The sequence below is a fragment of the Micromonospora sp. CCTCC AA 2012012 genome (assembly GCF_040499845.1).
GTDB lineage: Bacteria > Actinomycetota > Actinomycetes > Mycobacteriales > Micromonosporaceae > Micromonospora > Micromonospora mangrovi.
Map to the genome: position 1 here is coordinate 5,739,803 of NZ_CP159342.1, position 12,597 is coordinate 5,752,399.

A 12,597-nucleotide genomic window follows, 5' to 3' on the forward strand; every position below is an offset into this window, starting at 1 on the left:
TCTCCTCTCATCGGATGTAGCCGAACCGCTTGAGCAGTCGGAGCGCTTCGGCCTGGTCGTCGCCGGCGGCGGCGAGGATGCTCTCGGGCATCAGCCGGGGAGTGCGGGCCTCCCGGTACCGGCCGCCGTCCTTGACCCCTCGCTCCCGGGCGCCGAGCCGGACGCCGGCCAGGCCGCGGGTGGTGATGCCCTCGGTGGTGGTGTAGACCTGCCGGCCGTACACCGCGCGGGTGGCGAGCTGGCCGCGGTCGCGGCCGCCGCGCAGCATCCGCGCCTCGTCGGCGGTGATGCGGGCGCCGGCCGGTGTCAGCCCGTACGCGCCGCGGCGGGCGTTGACGACCTGGCTGATGTCGGCGCCGAGGCGGATGGCCGCGGCGCCGGCCTTGGTGAACTGCCGGTCCTGCTCTTCTGCGCTCAGGCTGTCGAACCAGGCCCGAGGGTTCGTGGCGATCGCGTCGACGGTGTCCTCGGCGGCGGGGACGTGGACGCAGTCGCAGCAGGGGTGCCGGTCGAATGCCTCGGACAGCTTGTAGCGGCGCCCGGCGAGGACCACGCAGCGGCCGCAGGTGGTGCCAACGACCATCCGCACGTAGTCGTCGACGCCACGGACGGCCATCGCGGTGACGTCGGCGACCCGGCCGGCGTCGGCGACCTGGGTACGCACCGCCGTCTCCAGGGCGGCGTACCCGCCGGCGAGAGCCCGCCGGGTGTCGACGCCGTCGCCGATCGCGGTCAGCGCGGTGACGGCCGGCTGGTAGAGCAGCGACGCCAGGGGCCGCCCGTCGGAGGCGACGCCGGCGAGCGCGGCCGCCACCACGGTCGCCCGGGGTGCCGGCGTCACGCCCTGGGCGGCGAGCACCGCGTCGAGGTAGGTGTCCGCGGTGATCGCCGCGGCGTACTGCGCCGCGGTGGCCACGGGCACCAGGTCGGCCAACTGGGTGGTCCAGCTGCGGGCGATGGCGTCGGGGTCGACGCGCGCCCACAGCTGACGGGACACCGTGACCAGCCGGTCGACGAGCCGGCGCCGGCGGCGGTGGTGCTCGCGGGCGACCTGCTCAGCCGACACCGGCCGGCACCGGCTCGGGCGCTGGGGCCGGCGCGGTTGGTGGCACCGGTGGCTCGACCGGGGCTGGCTGGCCGCCCATGCCCATGTTGATGATCTCCCGGACCGGGTCCTGTTGTGCGGCCGCGTCGTCCTCGGCCTGCATCCGTCGGATCTGGCCCTGGGTGTAGCCGAGGTCCTCGCGGGCCTGCCGCTTGGTGATGATCGGCTCGTCGCTGCCGAACAGTTTCCGGACGGCGTCGGCGGCCTGCGCCCGGGTCGGGGTGGCCGGGTCCTGCCAGATGGTTTCCAGCCGCTTGGCCTGCGGGTCCCAGTCGCCGTCCTGCAGCCGGCGCACGTGCCGGTTGACCCGCTTGTACGGGCCGGACATGGCTTTCTGCCGCCGCTCGGCCCGCTTGATCAGCCGGGCCTCGGCCGCCCGCCACGCCTCCGCGCTGGCCGGGGTGTCGGTGACCACTCCGAACGCGGTCGGCGGCAGGCCGACCAGGGCGGTGGCGTGCTTGGCCAGCTGCGTCAGGGACTGGTGGAAGTTGGCCAGGCTGGACGCGGCGAACTCGTGGGCCTTGATGCCGCCGCCGTCGGAGTCCTCACCGCCGCTGCCTTCCAGGGTGAGCAGCTTGCCCATGATGACCTGCAGCGCGGACTGCTTCTGGCCCTTGTCGTCGACCAGGTCGTCCTCACCGATGCCGAACAGCGCGCGCAGCGGGATCGCGTGGAACTCGGCGGCCACCATCATGTCGCTGGCCAGCTTGTTGGCGGCGTGCGACAGCGACAGCAGCGGGATGGTCAGTTCCGACTTGCCGTACCGGTCGGCCAGCCGGCCCCGGTTGGTCAGCGGCGTGACGAGGACCTCGCCGACGTTGTGCACGTCCCGGCCGGTCTCCCGCCAGCCCTGCGGCCCCCGGTCGTACCAGACGGTGTAGTTAGGCATGTAGAGGGTCGCGTACTCCTCGGGCAGCTTGATCAAGCTGTCCGGGTCCTCCACCCAGCGGCGCAGCGCCGCCCGCGGCTGCCGGGTGCGGGGGTCGATGTCGGCGTACATCTCCAGCGGCGACTCCACGGTCACCAGCGGGGTGTCCTCGTCGTCCTCGTTGGTGCCCACCGCCAGGTACGACCGCTTCATCACCAGGGCGTCGAGGCGTCCGAGCTGCGCCTCCTCGTCGAGGTCGTTGTCCTGCCACACTCGCATCAGGTTCTTGTCCGCCGTCGCCGACGCGAGCTCCGCCGGCGCGACGTCCGGATCGGGCCGCTCGTCGTCCTCCGGATACCGGAAGCCCAGCGGATCGAGACGTTCCTCGAGCGGGTCGACCGCGAGCATCGGCCACCCGAGGGACACGGCCTGGAGGCGGTCGCCGACCTCCCGCAGGATCTCCGGGTGGATGTAGTGCAGCGGCGCGCTGCCCTCGTAGAGGGCGTTGAGCTCTTGCAGCTGCGGCTTGTCCCGGTCGTGCCGGTTCGCCAGGTGGGTGACCCAGCCCAGGTCATCGGACGGCAGCGCCACGGGTCACCTCCTGACGATGATCTGCTTGCGTTTCTTGCGTTTCCAGCCGCCCTTGGCGAGGGCGTCCAGGCGGGCTCTCCAGGACAGGCATCCGGCCATGGCCAGGTCGATGTACTTCGTCGAGTCCGGCCGCACCTTGTAGATCGTCCAGAGCGGGGTCTCGTCGTCGTCGCGGATCTTCAGGTCGCCGCGCACCGAGTTGCCGATGTGCTCGGCGTACGTCGTGTCGCCGTTGTGGGTGAGCTCGCCGGAGGTCTGCGCGGTCCGGTAGGCGCGCATCGCCTGGCCGATCTGGCGGGGCCGGTTGGTGTACCACTCCAGCACCCGACGCTCTCCCCACCGGCCTGACCAGCGGGCCACGGCGGACTCGAAGCGCGGCGGGTCGGCGTACACCAGCCGCACCGCGTAGAGGTCCATCGCCTCGGTCAGGACGCCGTCGACGTCGTCGTCGGTGACCTCCCAGCCCTCGGCGTCGTCGGGGCGCACCCAGTAGCGCAGTGGCCACTGGAAGCCGGTCTCGATGTGCGTGGCGATGAAGCCGACGGCGTCGCGCCAGCGGGCCCCGTCGAAGCCGATGGTGATCGGCTCGCCGTGCTCGATCCGGACCTCGCGCCGGGCGAGGGTTTCCCACCGCGCCGGGTCGAAGGCGTTGCGCTCGGCCGAGCGCCGGCGGTTGAGCCACACCCGCTGGAAGTACATCTTGTCGGTGTCGGGCTGCTGATACAGCGACGCGATCGACTCGACCTGGCCCTCGAAGTCCGGCCACGCCGCGATCGCCGGCCCGGACGCCTCTCGGATCGCCGCCTTCAGCTGCTCCCGGTCCTCCAGGTCCTCGTCGTCGCGCCAGGACGCCTCCCGGTGGAAGAAGAACAGCGACGGGTCCCGGGCCTTGCCGGCGGCGATCATCTCGGCGTACTGGTGGGTGTCCTCCGCGCAGGAGCCCTGACCCTCGCCGTAGGTGGTGGTGGTCTCCAGCTCCCACGCGTCCGCGAGCACCCGCTTGGGCAGGTTGTTCCGCATGGTCTGCCGGGCGTCCTTGAGCCGCGGCAGGAGCATGCGGTGCGTCTCGTCGAAGTGCTGGAAGGTCGTGCGAGCACCGTCGGCCGCCGAGGGCGACCCGGCGACCGCCTCTGCCTTGCCCTCCCCGTCGATGCGGGTGATGTGCTCCTTGCCCGAGTCGAACAGGTCTGCGTCCGGGCCCTCGGTGCACATCACCAGCAGCGCCCCGTACGCCAGCTCCTCGGTCTGCTCCTCGGTGTAGGCCAGCATCGGGATGTACGGGTCGGTGACCGGCGCGCCGACCGGCTGCCACACCCCGTCGACCAGGTGGAAGCCGGCCGCGCGGACCGGCGCTTCCGGGTGCAGCTCCGCGTACGCGACCCACGCCGCGAGCTCCGTCTTCGCGGTGCCCTTGCGCAGGCTGATCGCGGCCCGCTTGAAGCGCCGGCGCCCGGCCCGGGGATGCCCTCGCGGGTACACCTCGTACGCCCGGTAGAGCAGCGCCCGCTTCTCCACGTCGATGCTGGCCGGCCGGCCGCGCAGGTCGCCCGGGCCGTGGATGGCCCGCTCTTCGAGGAAGTCGCACAGCTGCGGGCCGAGGCTCGGCCAGGGTTGCTCATCGAGGGGCGGGACGACGAAGACGCTCACACCGCACGCAGCGCGGCGAGCGGGTCAGCCGCGGGGGCACCCGACGTCGCCGCGGCTGCCGGCTGCTGCCGTTCGGCTCGCTCGGCTCGCTTGGCGGCGGTCTCGTCCTCGACGACCTCCCACCGCAGCCGCAGCATCGCCATCGGCGACAGGCCGAGCCGGTCCGACCACTGCCGGGCCTCCTTGGCCGCGGCGAGGTCGCCGAGCTCGGCGAGGACCTTGTGCCGCACGTACTGCGCGACGTCGCGCGTCCAGCGCAGCCGCTCCCACGCCACCGCCTGCGGCAGCCGCCACAGGTCCCGCCACAGGTCAGCCTCCAGCGCGCGCTGCGCCTTCATCTGCGCCTGGACGATGGCCAGCTTCTCCCTGGTCGCCTCCAGCCGCCGGCGGACCGACGCCTCCTTGCGGGTGCCCTCCAGCTCGGCCAGGTCCTCCTCCAGGTCGACCACCGCGGCGGCGAGCATGTCTCGCCGCGCGGCCATCACCACGTCGGGGACCAGCGGCCAGTTCGGTGCCCGTCGACCTCCGCGCCCCTCCACCGGCAGCCGGGTCGTCGCGACCGTGGCGTTGCGGCGGCGGCGCTGTCCCGCCGGCTTCGGCGCCGGCCCCATCCCACCCATGATCGGTTCCCCCTCGCGGCATCGCGCCGCAGACGGCCCGACCGTCACATCGCGTGACGGTCGCGGGGTGCCCCGGATCTCCCAGACCCGTACACCCCATTTTCTACCTCCCCGGCGGTACTGCTGACCTGGGGCCTTGGGGGTCACCCCCCACCCCTCCGGCGTTCATCACTCTGCGTGACATTCGCGAGGGGGGCGTCTGGTACCAGCGTCGGGCTTGCTCGACGATGCGTGCCGCTCGTTCGGCGTCGGCCTGCCTCGGGATGAACAGTTCATCGGGCATGCCAGCCTCCCGGCTGCTCGGCGGTGGTGTGCTTGCTGTGGCATCGGCCGCACAGGCCGCGGCCGCGGCGCGGGTCGTTGGGGTCGAGGCCTGCGGCGACCAGGTCGCGTCGGTCGCGGGGCCAGTGGTCGGCGTGCCGGGACGGGCGTAGGCACTGGGCGCCGTGGCCGTGGCCGTCGTCGGTGCACACGCACAGCGGGTTCTTCAGCAGGACCTGGCGGCGGAAGCGCCGCTCGTGCCGCCGGTCGTATCCCCGTTCCCGCGATGTACCCCGGACCTGCTCGGCCCGGGCGATGCAGGCCGGGCACCGGCCCGACGGCACCGGCTCGATGCAGCCCGTCCCGTCCGGGCCCGCACCCGAGCAGATCTTCCACGCCCTCGGCATCGGCCCCTCCACGACGAACGCCCCGGACGGAGGGCCGGGGCGTTCGCTGGGCTGCGGGGCTCGACGCCCTGCGGCCTGCCGCGTGCAACAGGTAGATCATCCAGTAGGTACACCTGTCCTACTGGAGGATGAGCGTACGCGCTGCTCCCGGGGTTGATCAAGCAGCCGGGTCGACCGGCGCGTCACCCCTGGGCGGCGGCTGCCTTCCGGGCCCGATCGGCAGCCCGCCGAGCCCGTTCCTCCTCGTCTCGCTGGCGCTGCTCGGCGATCTGGTCGAGCAGGTTCAGGACGTCCCCGAACTTATAGCGCGGCCGCTGCCACTCGTCGACGTCGAGCAGCAGCGGGCCCTCGACTCCGTCGTCCAGTGCGATCCGCGCCGCGACCAGGCGGCCGCGCTGGGCGAGGGCGCGCAGCTGCCCGGCGGTGCAGGGCCGGCCGAGCCGGGCGGCGGCGGTGGCCAGCTGCGTCGCGGTGCCGAGGACGTCGCGGGCCTCGTCGAGCAGCCACCGTACGCGGGGTCCGGTCTGGTGGGTGGTGTGGCAGCCGGGGCAGCGGACCCAGGTGACGCCGGGCCAGGCGTACAGGTCGGTCGGGCACGGGCGGTCCGGGTCGCCGTCGATCGGGGTGGCGCAGGTGCCGGCGTACCAGCGGTCCGCCGGGTTCTCGATGATCCGCTTGACGGCGTTCGCCGCGCCGAGCAGCTCTTCGGCGGCGTCGGCAGCATCGGGCTGGCGGCGGAGCCAGTGCAGGTGGTCGACGACGAACTGGGCGGCGGCCGCGACCGGGTGCTCGGGGCGGCGGTCGCGGATCACGTCGCACGACGGGTGGCCGCACCGGCCGGGCAGGGCTGCCCAGCCGGCGCCTGGGCACAGCGGCCCGATGGCGCGGGCACGCCGGCGCGGCAGCGGCACGCCCCGGGCGGTCGCGATGTGGTCCATCCAGGTGACCACGACGTGCGCGGCGGCCCACGCGGCCGCAGAGGCGTCGAGGTCGACGGGGATGGGCGGCTCGGCGGAGCGCGGGCCGTTCGTCGCGCCGTAGCGGGCCTGCCGGCTGACGTTGACGTCGGGCTCGCCAGCGAGGGTCACCATCTCCCGCAGCGCGAGGCCGACCGGCCGGTAGCAGGCGGGGCAGACGTAGCCGCCGGTCGGGTCGGGCTTCTGGCACCACTGGCACCGGTGCGCGGTCACAGGTCCTCCTCAGCGGCGGGTGGGGTGGCGGGGACAGCTCCGGGTGGCCAGACGTAGTGAGGCTCAGGTGGCGGCAGGGCCGGGGGACGGGACCGCCGGTGGTAGATGTCCGGGGAGTCCGGGGGCCGGGCCGGCTGGGTGGGGCGAGGGCTGGGATCGGGGTGATCACGGCGGTGCCCGACCCGACCCAGCTGGGTACCCCCCTCGACGCCCGCGGGCCGCTGTTCGTGCTGGTCGCCGCCGTGCTGCGGATACACCTGTCCTGTCGACTCGTCGTTTGGATCACCGTTTCGATCACCGTTGGGGTCGGTGACGGGATCAGTGATCGGATCAGCGCCCGATCGGTGATCGGTGGCTGTTTCGTCGGTGATCCGTTGGTGGTCGGGGAGGTCGTTGAGCACCTGGTCGCGGGCGGCCCACGCGCCGCGTTGTTGCGGGGTGGGCTCGGGCAGCAGGACCATGTCAGCCTCGTAGGGGGTGCGGTGGCCCTTGTACTCGTTGCAGCGGCCGCAGCAGACGACGAGGTTCGCGCCGTCCTCGCCGGCGGCCTTGTCGGGGTCGACGTGGTCGTAGGTGAGGACCTTGCGGCGGTCCCGGGCGCGGCCGGCCTTGGCCGACAGCGGTCCGGATCGGCAGTACCGGCAGGCGCCGCCGTCGCGGGCGTACACCATCGCCTTGAGCGGCGCGGAGCGCAGGTCTGCCCGCTGGGCGCGGTTGCGCTCGTACTCGGTGCGGGACGGGTTGCGGCGCAGGAAGTTATGGATCCGGTAGGCGTAGCCGTCGATCCACGTGTCGCCGAGGCAGGGGCAGTCGTCGTCCGGCCGGTGCAGCAGAGGCTGCTCGTCGAGCACCGGCGTGCACAGCAGGTCGAGCCAACGGCGGCGGCGGGCGTACCGGATCGCGGTCTGTTCGGTGAGGTAGCCGTCCTTCTTGATGTGACTGGCCTTGGCCTTGAGGCGGCAGTAGGCCGCCTGGAGGTGGTCGACGGCGTTAGCGTCGCCGCCGGCGAGGACGTCCCACACCGCTTCGTCCGCGAAGGTGTCAGATTCGAGCCAATACGGCATCAGCACACCCGCCTAATGATCAACTTCAATGAGTGTCCCTGCATGCGATGGCGCGGCCATCCGTCAAGGGATGGCCGCGCCGCGGTGAGCGAGGTGCGTGGCGGCGGGAAGCCGCTACACGGGTGATTCGGGCGGGTCGACGCGCTCGCGCCACCGCGCGGTCAGGCCGTAGTCGCTGCGTTCGATCAACGCGGTGCCAGGTGCTCCGGCCAGGTCGAGCCCCTTGACGAAGTCACGGATCACGCTGGCGTCCCAGCCGGCGATGCCGCGGACCACGACGTCCACCTGCATGGTCCGCATCGGCCCGTCCCCGTCGTTGGTGTACTGCCGCTCAACCTGGGTTGCGGTGCGGACGATCTCGGCCATAGTCAGCTCCTCGGCGGCGGGTTGAGGAACTCGGTGGTCGGGGCGAGCGCCCAGGCGATCGAGTCCTGCCGGAACTCCGCGGCGAGGCCAGCGAGGATCGCGCGAAGCCGGTCGACGGGCGCCGGGTCAGCGGGCAGTTGCAGGGCCCAGCAGGCGTTCTGCCATGAGTCGGCGGGCAGGGACATCCACTGGCCGTGGACACCGCCGCCCGCGTACTCGGACGCCTCCTGCACAGCGAGAGCGACCCGCCAGACGAAGTCCGCCCACTCCCGCTGGGTGAGCTTGTCGTCGGAGTTGCCGATGCTGATGTACGCCACGGGTGTCGAGGTCATGCCGTCTCTCCAGGGGTGTCGGTGGTCGTCGTGACATCCAAGTGACGGGCGGGTCGGGTCCGGGTGCCGAGCCTGCGCCACCAAGGCGTCAGCGGGGCCGGTCCGGCGGCCGCCGCAGGCTTCGCCGGAGGCTGTGGCGTGGCGGGTGCGGCGGGCAGCTCCCGGGCTGCCGGTCCGGACTGGGCGGGCCTCGGTGCCCGGTCGCAGTGCGGTCGGTGCAGCCGGTGCCCGGCCGGCACAGACGTCGAGAGGCCGCACGCGCAGTACGGACCCCATCGGCCGGTCGACGTCGGCTGGCCGAGCGTCGGCTCCCGGCCGTCGGTCATGTTGGCCAGCTCGCCGAGCAGGTGCGCGGCCAACTCGAAGGCGCTCGGCCCGGCCGGGGCGGCGTTGACGATCAGCGCGGCGACCAGGCTGGTCACCAGCCCACTGCGCAGGTCGGAGCCGATCGCCTGCCGCAGCTTGGTCTCCAGGTGGCGGTTGGCGGCCTGGACGGTGGCCAGTTCCTCGGCCAGTCGCAGGCGCTCCGCGTTCGCACGGTCGGCCTGCTCGCGGTACCGGTCGCGGTGCGCGTCGGCGGTCGTGACCGCCTGGTGCAGCTCGTCGACGCGGCCCCACGCGTACGTCAGGCCCTTCTGCTGCTCCTTACACACGCGGGCCAGGGTGAGCTGGTGGTCGAGCAGCGCGTCGACGGCCCGGCTGTCGGTGTGGGTCACTTCGGTCCTCCAGAGGTGGCGGGCTTGCAGGCGGGGCAGCGAGATCCGGGCAGGCCCCAGACCGGCCGGTAGCAGGCGACGCAGGCCACGTACTCGTAGCCGGCCGGCGGGGACGGCTCGGACGGCTCGGCGGCCTCGGCCGGTGCGTCGCCGGCGAGCGCGGCGTCGACGAGGGCGCGGCCGCGGCGGGCCCGCTCGGCGGCCTCGGTCGGGGTGCGGGCCTCCCGGGCGGCCAGGTCGGATTCCCAGGCGGGGCGGCGGCGGTGTGTGGGCATCGGGAGCCTCCTCATGCCGTGTGTGCTCGGAACGGGGCGGGGGTGGGCGGCGCGGTCACGGGGTCACCCGGGCTGCGGCGATCGAGCACTGCGGGAAGTGCAGGTAGGCGGTTTCTCCGCACTCGGGGCACACGTATGGCTCATCGCTGGGCTCGGCGGCGAGAGCGTCAGCGAAGTCGTCCGGGTCGTACTCGCGGTCGATGTGGCCGGGGTTGACGCCGTGCTTGACGAGCGTCTCGACTAGCCAGTCCTGCCACTCGCCGTTGAGGGCTCCCGCCTCGGGCGTCAGATCCCAAATGAGGTTGGGGGCGTCGGCCGGGTCGGCGAGCGCTGCGGCGGTGGTGGTGGCCGCTCCGGCGGCCAGGATGAGGTAGCCGAGGTCGAGGCGGGACCCGGCATGCGGGCCAGCCGCCAGGTGAGCGTTGATCTCGGTTTGGAAGACGGCGTAGGCGGCGAGGGCTTCAGCGGCGTAGTGCCGGATCCAGGCGTCGCGGGTGGCGGTGTCGCGGGTGGCGGGCTGGGGGGCGAGGCGGTGAGCGGCCTCGAACGGCGTCTCGGTGGTGGGGGGCAGCTCGTCGGAGTCCGCTGCGGTAGCACCCGCGCCTCGGGTCAGCTCGTTGACTCGGGTCTTCAGCCGCTCGATCTCGACGCGGGCGGCGTCCAGCTCGGTGTTGGTGGTGCCGTCGGGCCAGGTCAGGCCGATGCCAGCTTTCGCGATCAGGTCGGCGACCTCGTCGGCGAGCGACGCGTCCAGCTCGGCGGTGTCGTACGCCTGCCCGATGTGCGCCCACACTTCGGGGGCCGTGACGAAACGGGCGTTGCTGACCATCAGGTCGGCGGCGATGGTCTTCGGGTCGAGGTTCATGGCAGTCTCCTCAGGCCGTGTGAGCGCGGAGCGGGATCACCGAGGCCAGCTCGTGGCCGTCGTGATCGGGGTCGGGTAGTTCCTGGGGGCGGATCTCGCCGGCGAGGACTCGGCGAGCGAGGTCCGCGCCCGGGCCGCGGCGGGGGGCCTGCCGGGCGGCCAGGTCTAGGCGCCAGGCCGGCACCGGCCGGTCGTCGGCCGCCGTCGGGGGCAGAGCCGGGCGGGCGGCGGTGCGGACGGCCGTCAGGTGGTCGATGAGGTCGTCGTGGGTCAGGCTCCGGACGTACGCGCCGAGCGAGCGGGGCGGCTTCCGGGCAGCTGCTCGGATCTGCTCGATGACCTTCGTTGCCTCGTCGTCATCCACGCTCAACCGGTCGGCGACGTAGGCGACGGTCCCACCGCGCTGAGGATGATGTTGAGAGGTACTTCTGAGAGAGGAGTTGCGTTCCCCCGTGGGAACTACCGTGGTTCCCTCCTGGGAACCACCGGTCTCGGAAAGGGAACTAGCGGCGGCCGGAAGGGAACTACCAGCGGCGGCCGGTAGTTCCCCGGTGGGAACCACGCCGGGTTCGGTAGTTCCCTCCGGGCTGTCGTCGGTAGTTCCCTCCGGGGTACCAGCGGCGGCAGCTGGGATGGCCAGCCGGTAGAGCGTCGGTCGGCGCGGGATGACCCGGACGGGCACCAGCCAGCCCTTCTCGACCAGGAGCTGCTGGGTGGAGGTAACGAGCGCCCGCTTGCCGATGCTGGCCTGATCCATCGCCCGGTCGTAGGTCAGCCAGGACAGGTCGGCCGCCGGCGTGCGGTCGCCCTGGCCGTCGCGGACGTGCCGGGCATAGGCGAGGGCGAGGAGCTTGGCGCGCGGTGGCAGGGACGAGTCCCAGACCGCGTCCTGGTAGGTGTCCGCGTACCAGCGGACCGGGGCGGTCATCGCGCACCTGCAGAGGGTCGGCCGGGTGCGGTACGGTGAGGTTTCACATCTGGTCCTTCGGGATCACAGGCGGCGCGGCACCCATGCCCGGGTGCCGCGCCGTTGGTGTTGACGGTCAGGGTCATGCAGCCCGGCCCTTGGGGCGCAGGGCGTCCAGGAGTGCCCGACGGCGGTGCCGCTGAGGGCCATCCGTCGAGTCGGCCAGGCGGCGTACGGGCACCGGCGGTGGCGCGGACTGCTCGACGGCGACGTCGACGGGGCTGCCGTAGCGCTCGGCGAGTACCTGCTGGAGTTGGTCGTCGGGTTTTCTCATCGGTCGAGGAACCTTTCGGCTTGCTCGTCGACGTCGGCGAGGATGCGTCGTCCGAGCTCGGTCGGTTCGATCTGGTGCTGGGACCGCTGCTGGGGAAGGGCGGGGCCGATCCGGATCCACTCGGCGGCCAGCTGCTCCTTGGCGCGAGCGGTGACGCCGGAGGAGCGGCTCTGGCCGGTGGAGGTGTCTCGGAGCGAGAAGGAGTCCTCACCGCAGTCGTGGGTGACGTCGCCGGCGGCGGCTGCACGCAGCAACGCGATCCGGGTCTTGGTGCGGGCCAGCAGTCGCTGGTGGTCCATCAGGCCCCCTCGCTGGTGCGGACGTGGACACGGATGTACTGGCGGTAGCGGCCGGCGTCGGGGCCGGCCAGGACGTGCGGGTCGCCGACCTCGAGTAGCCGGCCGCCGCCGGCGAGCTGCGAGCGCAGCCCGGTCAGCTCGTCCCAGCTGCCGATGGCCCACACCTCCAGGCCGAGCGAGGAGTTGGCGCGCGGCTTGGCGCTAGGCACGGCGGCCGCCGAACGGCCAGGGCCGGCGCGGCTGGGTGGCGTCCAGGGCGGCGTACGCGGCGCGGGTGAGGCGGTAGCGGGCCGGCCGGGTGTAGCCGAGGCGGGCCAGCTCGGCAATCGCCATGCGCAGCAGGTCGTCCCGGACCGCCCGGCCGGTGGCGGCCAGGACATCGGTCACCTGGTCGCCCGGGCAGACACCGGCGTGCGGGCAGGCGTCGGCGTCGACGTGCTCGGCGGCGCCGGCGACGAGGTCGACCAGCGCGGCGCGGGTCTGGTCGAGGTGCGCGGTCACCGCCGGCGGCGGAGTCAGGTCGTCCATCACCACTCCCGCTCGCCGAGGATCCGGTCCTCCAGCTCCTGCGCCGCCGGCGGCGTCGGCGGCATCGCGGTCAGCTCGTCCGGGTGCTGGACGTCGCCAGCGCGGCCGACCTTGTGGCACTCCCGGCACGGCGCGAGCTTCGACCAGGGGTCCTCGGGCACGCCGTCCTGCCGCACGTACCGGTGCGGCAGGACGGTCGGCCGAGCGGGCCGGCGCGGCACC

Annotated in this window: 18 protein-coding genes; all 18 read right to left on the reverse strand. The window is 73.1% G+C overall.

The features are described from left to right. Positions 1-7: 7 nt before the first annotated feature. Positions 8-1,066 carry a VG15 protein gene (locus ABUL08_RS25875; RefSeq protein ID WP_350932598.1) on the reverse strand — a complete coding sequence of 353 codons (1,059 nt, stop codon included), beginning with the start codon at positions 1,064-1,066 and terminating at the stop codon, positions 8-10. Then, complete coding sequence (locus ABUL08_RS25880) at positions 1,056-2,564, reverse strand: phage portal protein (protein WP_350932599.1); 1,509 nt, start codon at positions 2,562-2,564, stop codon at positions 1,056-1,058. Before ABUL08_RS25880 ends, ABUL08_RS25875 begins: the two co-directional genes overlap by 11 nt. Positions 2,565-2,567: 3 nt before the next feature. Then, positions 2,568-4,211, reverse strand: coding sequence for a hypothetical protein (locus ABUL08_RS25885; protein WP_350932600.1), 1,644 nt, complete (start codon positions 4,209-4,211; stop codon positions 2,568-2,570). Further along, on the reverse strand, positions 4,208-4,831 hold the full coding sequence (locus tag ABUL08_RS25890; protein ID WP_350932601.1) for a hypothetical protein: 624 nt from the start codon (positions 4,829-4,831) through the stop codon (positions 4,208-4,210). The genes ABUL08_RS25885 and ABUL08_RS25890 overlap by 4 nt, the downstream gene beginning before the upstream one ends. 272 nt (positions 4,832-5,103) lie before the next feature. Then, on the reverse strand, positions 5,104-5,499 hold the full coding sequence (locus ABUL08_RS25895) for a hypothetical protein (RefSeq protein ID WP_350932602.1): 396 nt from the start codon (positions 5,497-5,499) through the stop codon (positions 5,104-5,106). Between the two features lie 182 nt (positions 5,500-5,681). Next, on the reverse strand, positions 5,682-6,689 hold the full coding sequence (locus tag ABUL08_RS25900; protein ID WP_350932603.1) for a hypothetical protein: 1,008 nt from the start codon (positions 6,687-6,689) through the stop codon (positions 5,682-5,684). Then, the gene (locus tag ABUL08_RS25905) at positions 6,686-7,753 is read right to left on the reverse strand and encodes an HNH endonuclease (protein ID WP_350932604.1); all 1,068 of its coding nucleotides are present in this window, start codon (positions 7,751-7,753) and stop codon (positions 6,686-6,688) included. Before ABUL08_RS25905 ends, ABUL08_RS25900 begins: the two co-directional genes overlap by 4 nt. Before the next feature lie 114 nt (positions 7,754-7,867). Next, positions 7,868-8,119 carry a hypothetical protein gene (locus ABUL08_RS25910; RefSeq protein ID WP_350932606.1) on the reverse strand — a complete coding sequence of 84 codons (252 nt, stop codon included), beginning with the start codon at positions 8,117-8,119 and terminating at the stop codon, positions 7,868-7,870. Between the two features lie 2 nt (positions 8,120-8,121). Beyond that, the gene (locus tag ABUL08_RS25915; RefSeq protein ID WP_350932607.1) at positions 8,122-8,451 is read right to left on the reverse strand and encodes a hypothetical protein; all 330 of its coding nucleotides are present in this window, start codon (positions 8,449-8,451) and stop codon (positions 8,122-8,124) included. Beyond that, positions 8,448-9,167 (reverse strand): hypothetical protein, encoded by a 720-nt coding sequence (locus ABUL08_RS25920; RefSeq protein ID WP_350932608.1) that lies wholly within the window; start codon positions 9,165-9,167, stop codon positions 8,448-8,450. Before ABUL08_RS25920 ends, ABUL08_RS25915 begins: the two co-directional genes overlap by 4 nt. Continuing rightward, a complete protein-coding gene (locus tag ABUL08_RS25925) occupies positions 9,164-9,442 on the reverse strand; it encodes a hypothetical protein (RefSeq protein ID WP_350932609.1) in 279 nt (92 codons plus the stop codon). The genes ABUL08_RS25920 and ABUL08_RS25925 overlap by 4 nt, the downstream gene beginning before the upstream one ends. A gap of 55 nt (positions 9,443-9,497) precedes the next feature. Further along, a complete protein-coding gene (locus ABUL08_RS25930; protein ID WP_350932611.1) occupies positions 9,498-10,307 on the reverse strand; it encodes a hypothetical protein in 810 nt (269 codons plus the stop codon). Between the two features lie 10 nt (positions 10,308-10,317). Then, positions 10,318-11,235 (reverse strand): hypothetical protein, encoded by a 918-nt coding sequence (locus ABUL08_RS25935; protein WP_350932612.1) that lies wholly within the window; start codon positions 11,233-11,235, stop codon positions 10,318-10,320. Positions 11,236-11,356: 121 nt separating this feature from the next. Continuing rightward, positions 11,357-11,548, reverse strand: coding sequence for a hypothetical protein (locus ABUL08_RS25940; protein ID WP_350932613.1), 192 nt, complete (start codon positions 11,546-11,548; stop codon positions 11,357-11,359). Continuing rightward, positions 11,545-11,847 (reverse strand): hypothetical protein, encoded by a 303-nt coding sequence (locus ABUL08_RS25945; protein ID WP_350932614.1) that lies wholly within the window; start codon positions 11,845-11,847, stop codon positions 11,545-11,547. The genes ABUL08_RS25940 and ABUL08_RS25945 overlap by 4 nt, the downstream gene beginning before the upstream one ends. After that, positions 11,847-12,056 carry a hypothetical protein gene (locus ABUL08_RS25950; protein ID WP_350932615.1) on the reverse strand — a complete coding sequence of 70 codons (210 nt, stop codon included), beginning with the start codon at positions 12,054-12,056 and terminating at the stop codon, positions 11,847-11,849. Before ABUL08_RS25950 ends, ABUL08_RS25945 begins: the two co-directional genes overlap by 1 nt. After that, the gene (locus tag ABUL08_RS25955; protein WP_350932616.1) at positions 12,049-12,375 is read right to left on the reverse strand and encodes a hypothetical protein; all 327 of its coding nucleotides are present in this window, start codon (positions 12,373-12,375) and stop codon (positions 12,049-12,051) included. Before ABUL08_RS25955 ends, ABUL08_RS25950 begins: the two co-directional genes overlap by 8 nt. Next, entirely contained in the window at positions 12,375-12,596 is a 222-nt protein-coding gene (locus ABUL08_RS25960; RefSeq protein WP_350932617.1) for a hypothetical protein, read from the reverse strand. The genes ABUL08_RS25955 and ABUL08_RS25960 overlap by 1 nt, the downstream gene beginning before the upstream one ends. Between the last annotated feature and the right edge of the window lies 1 nt (position 12,597).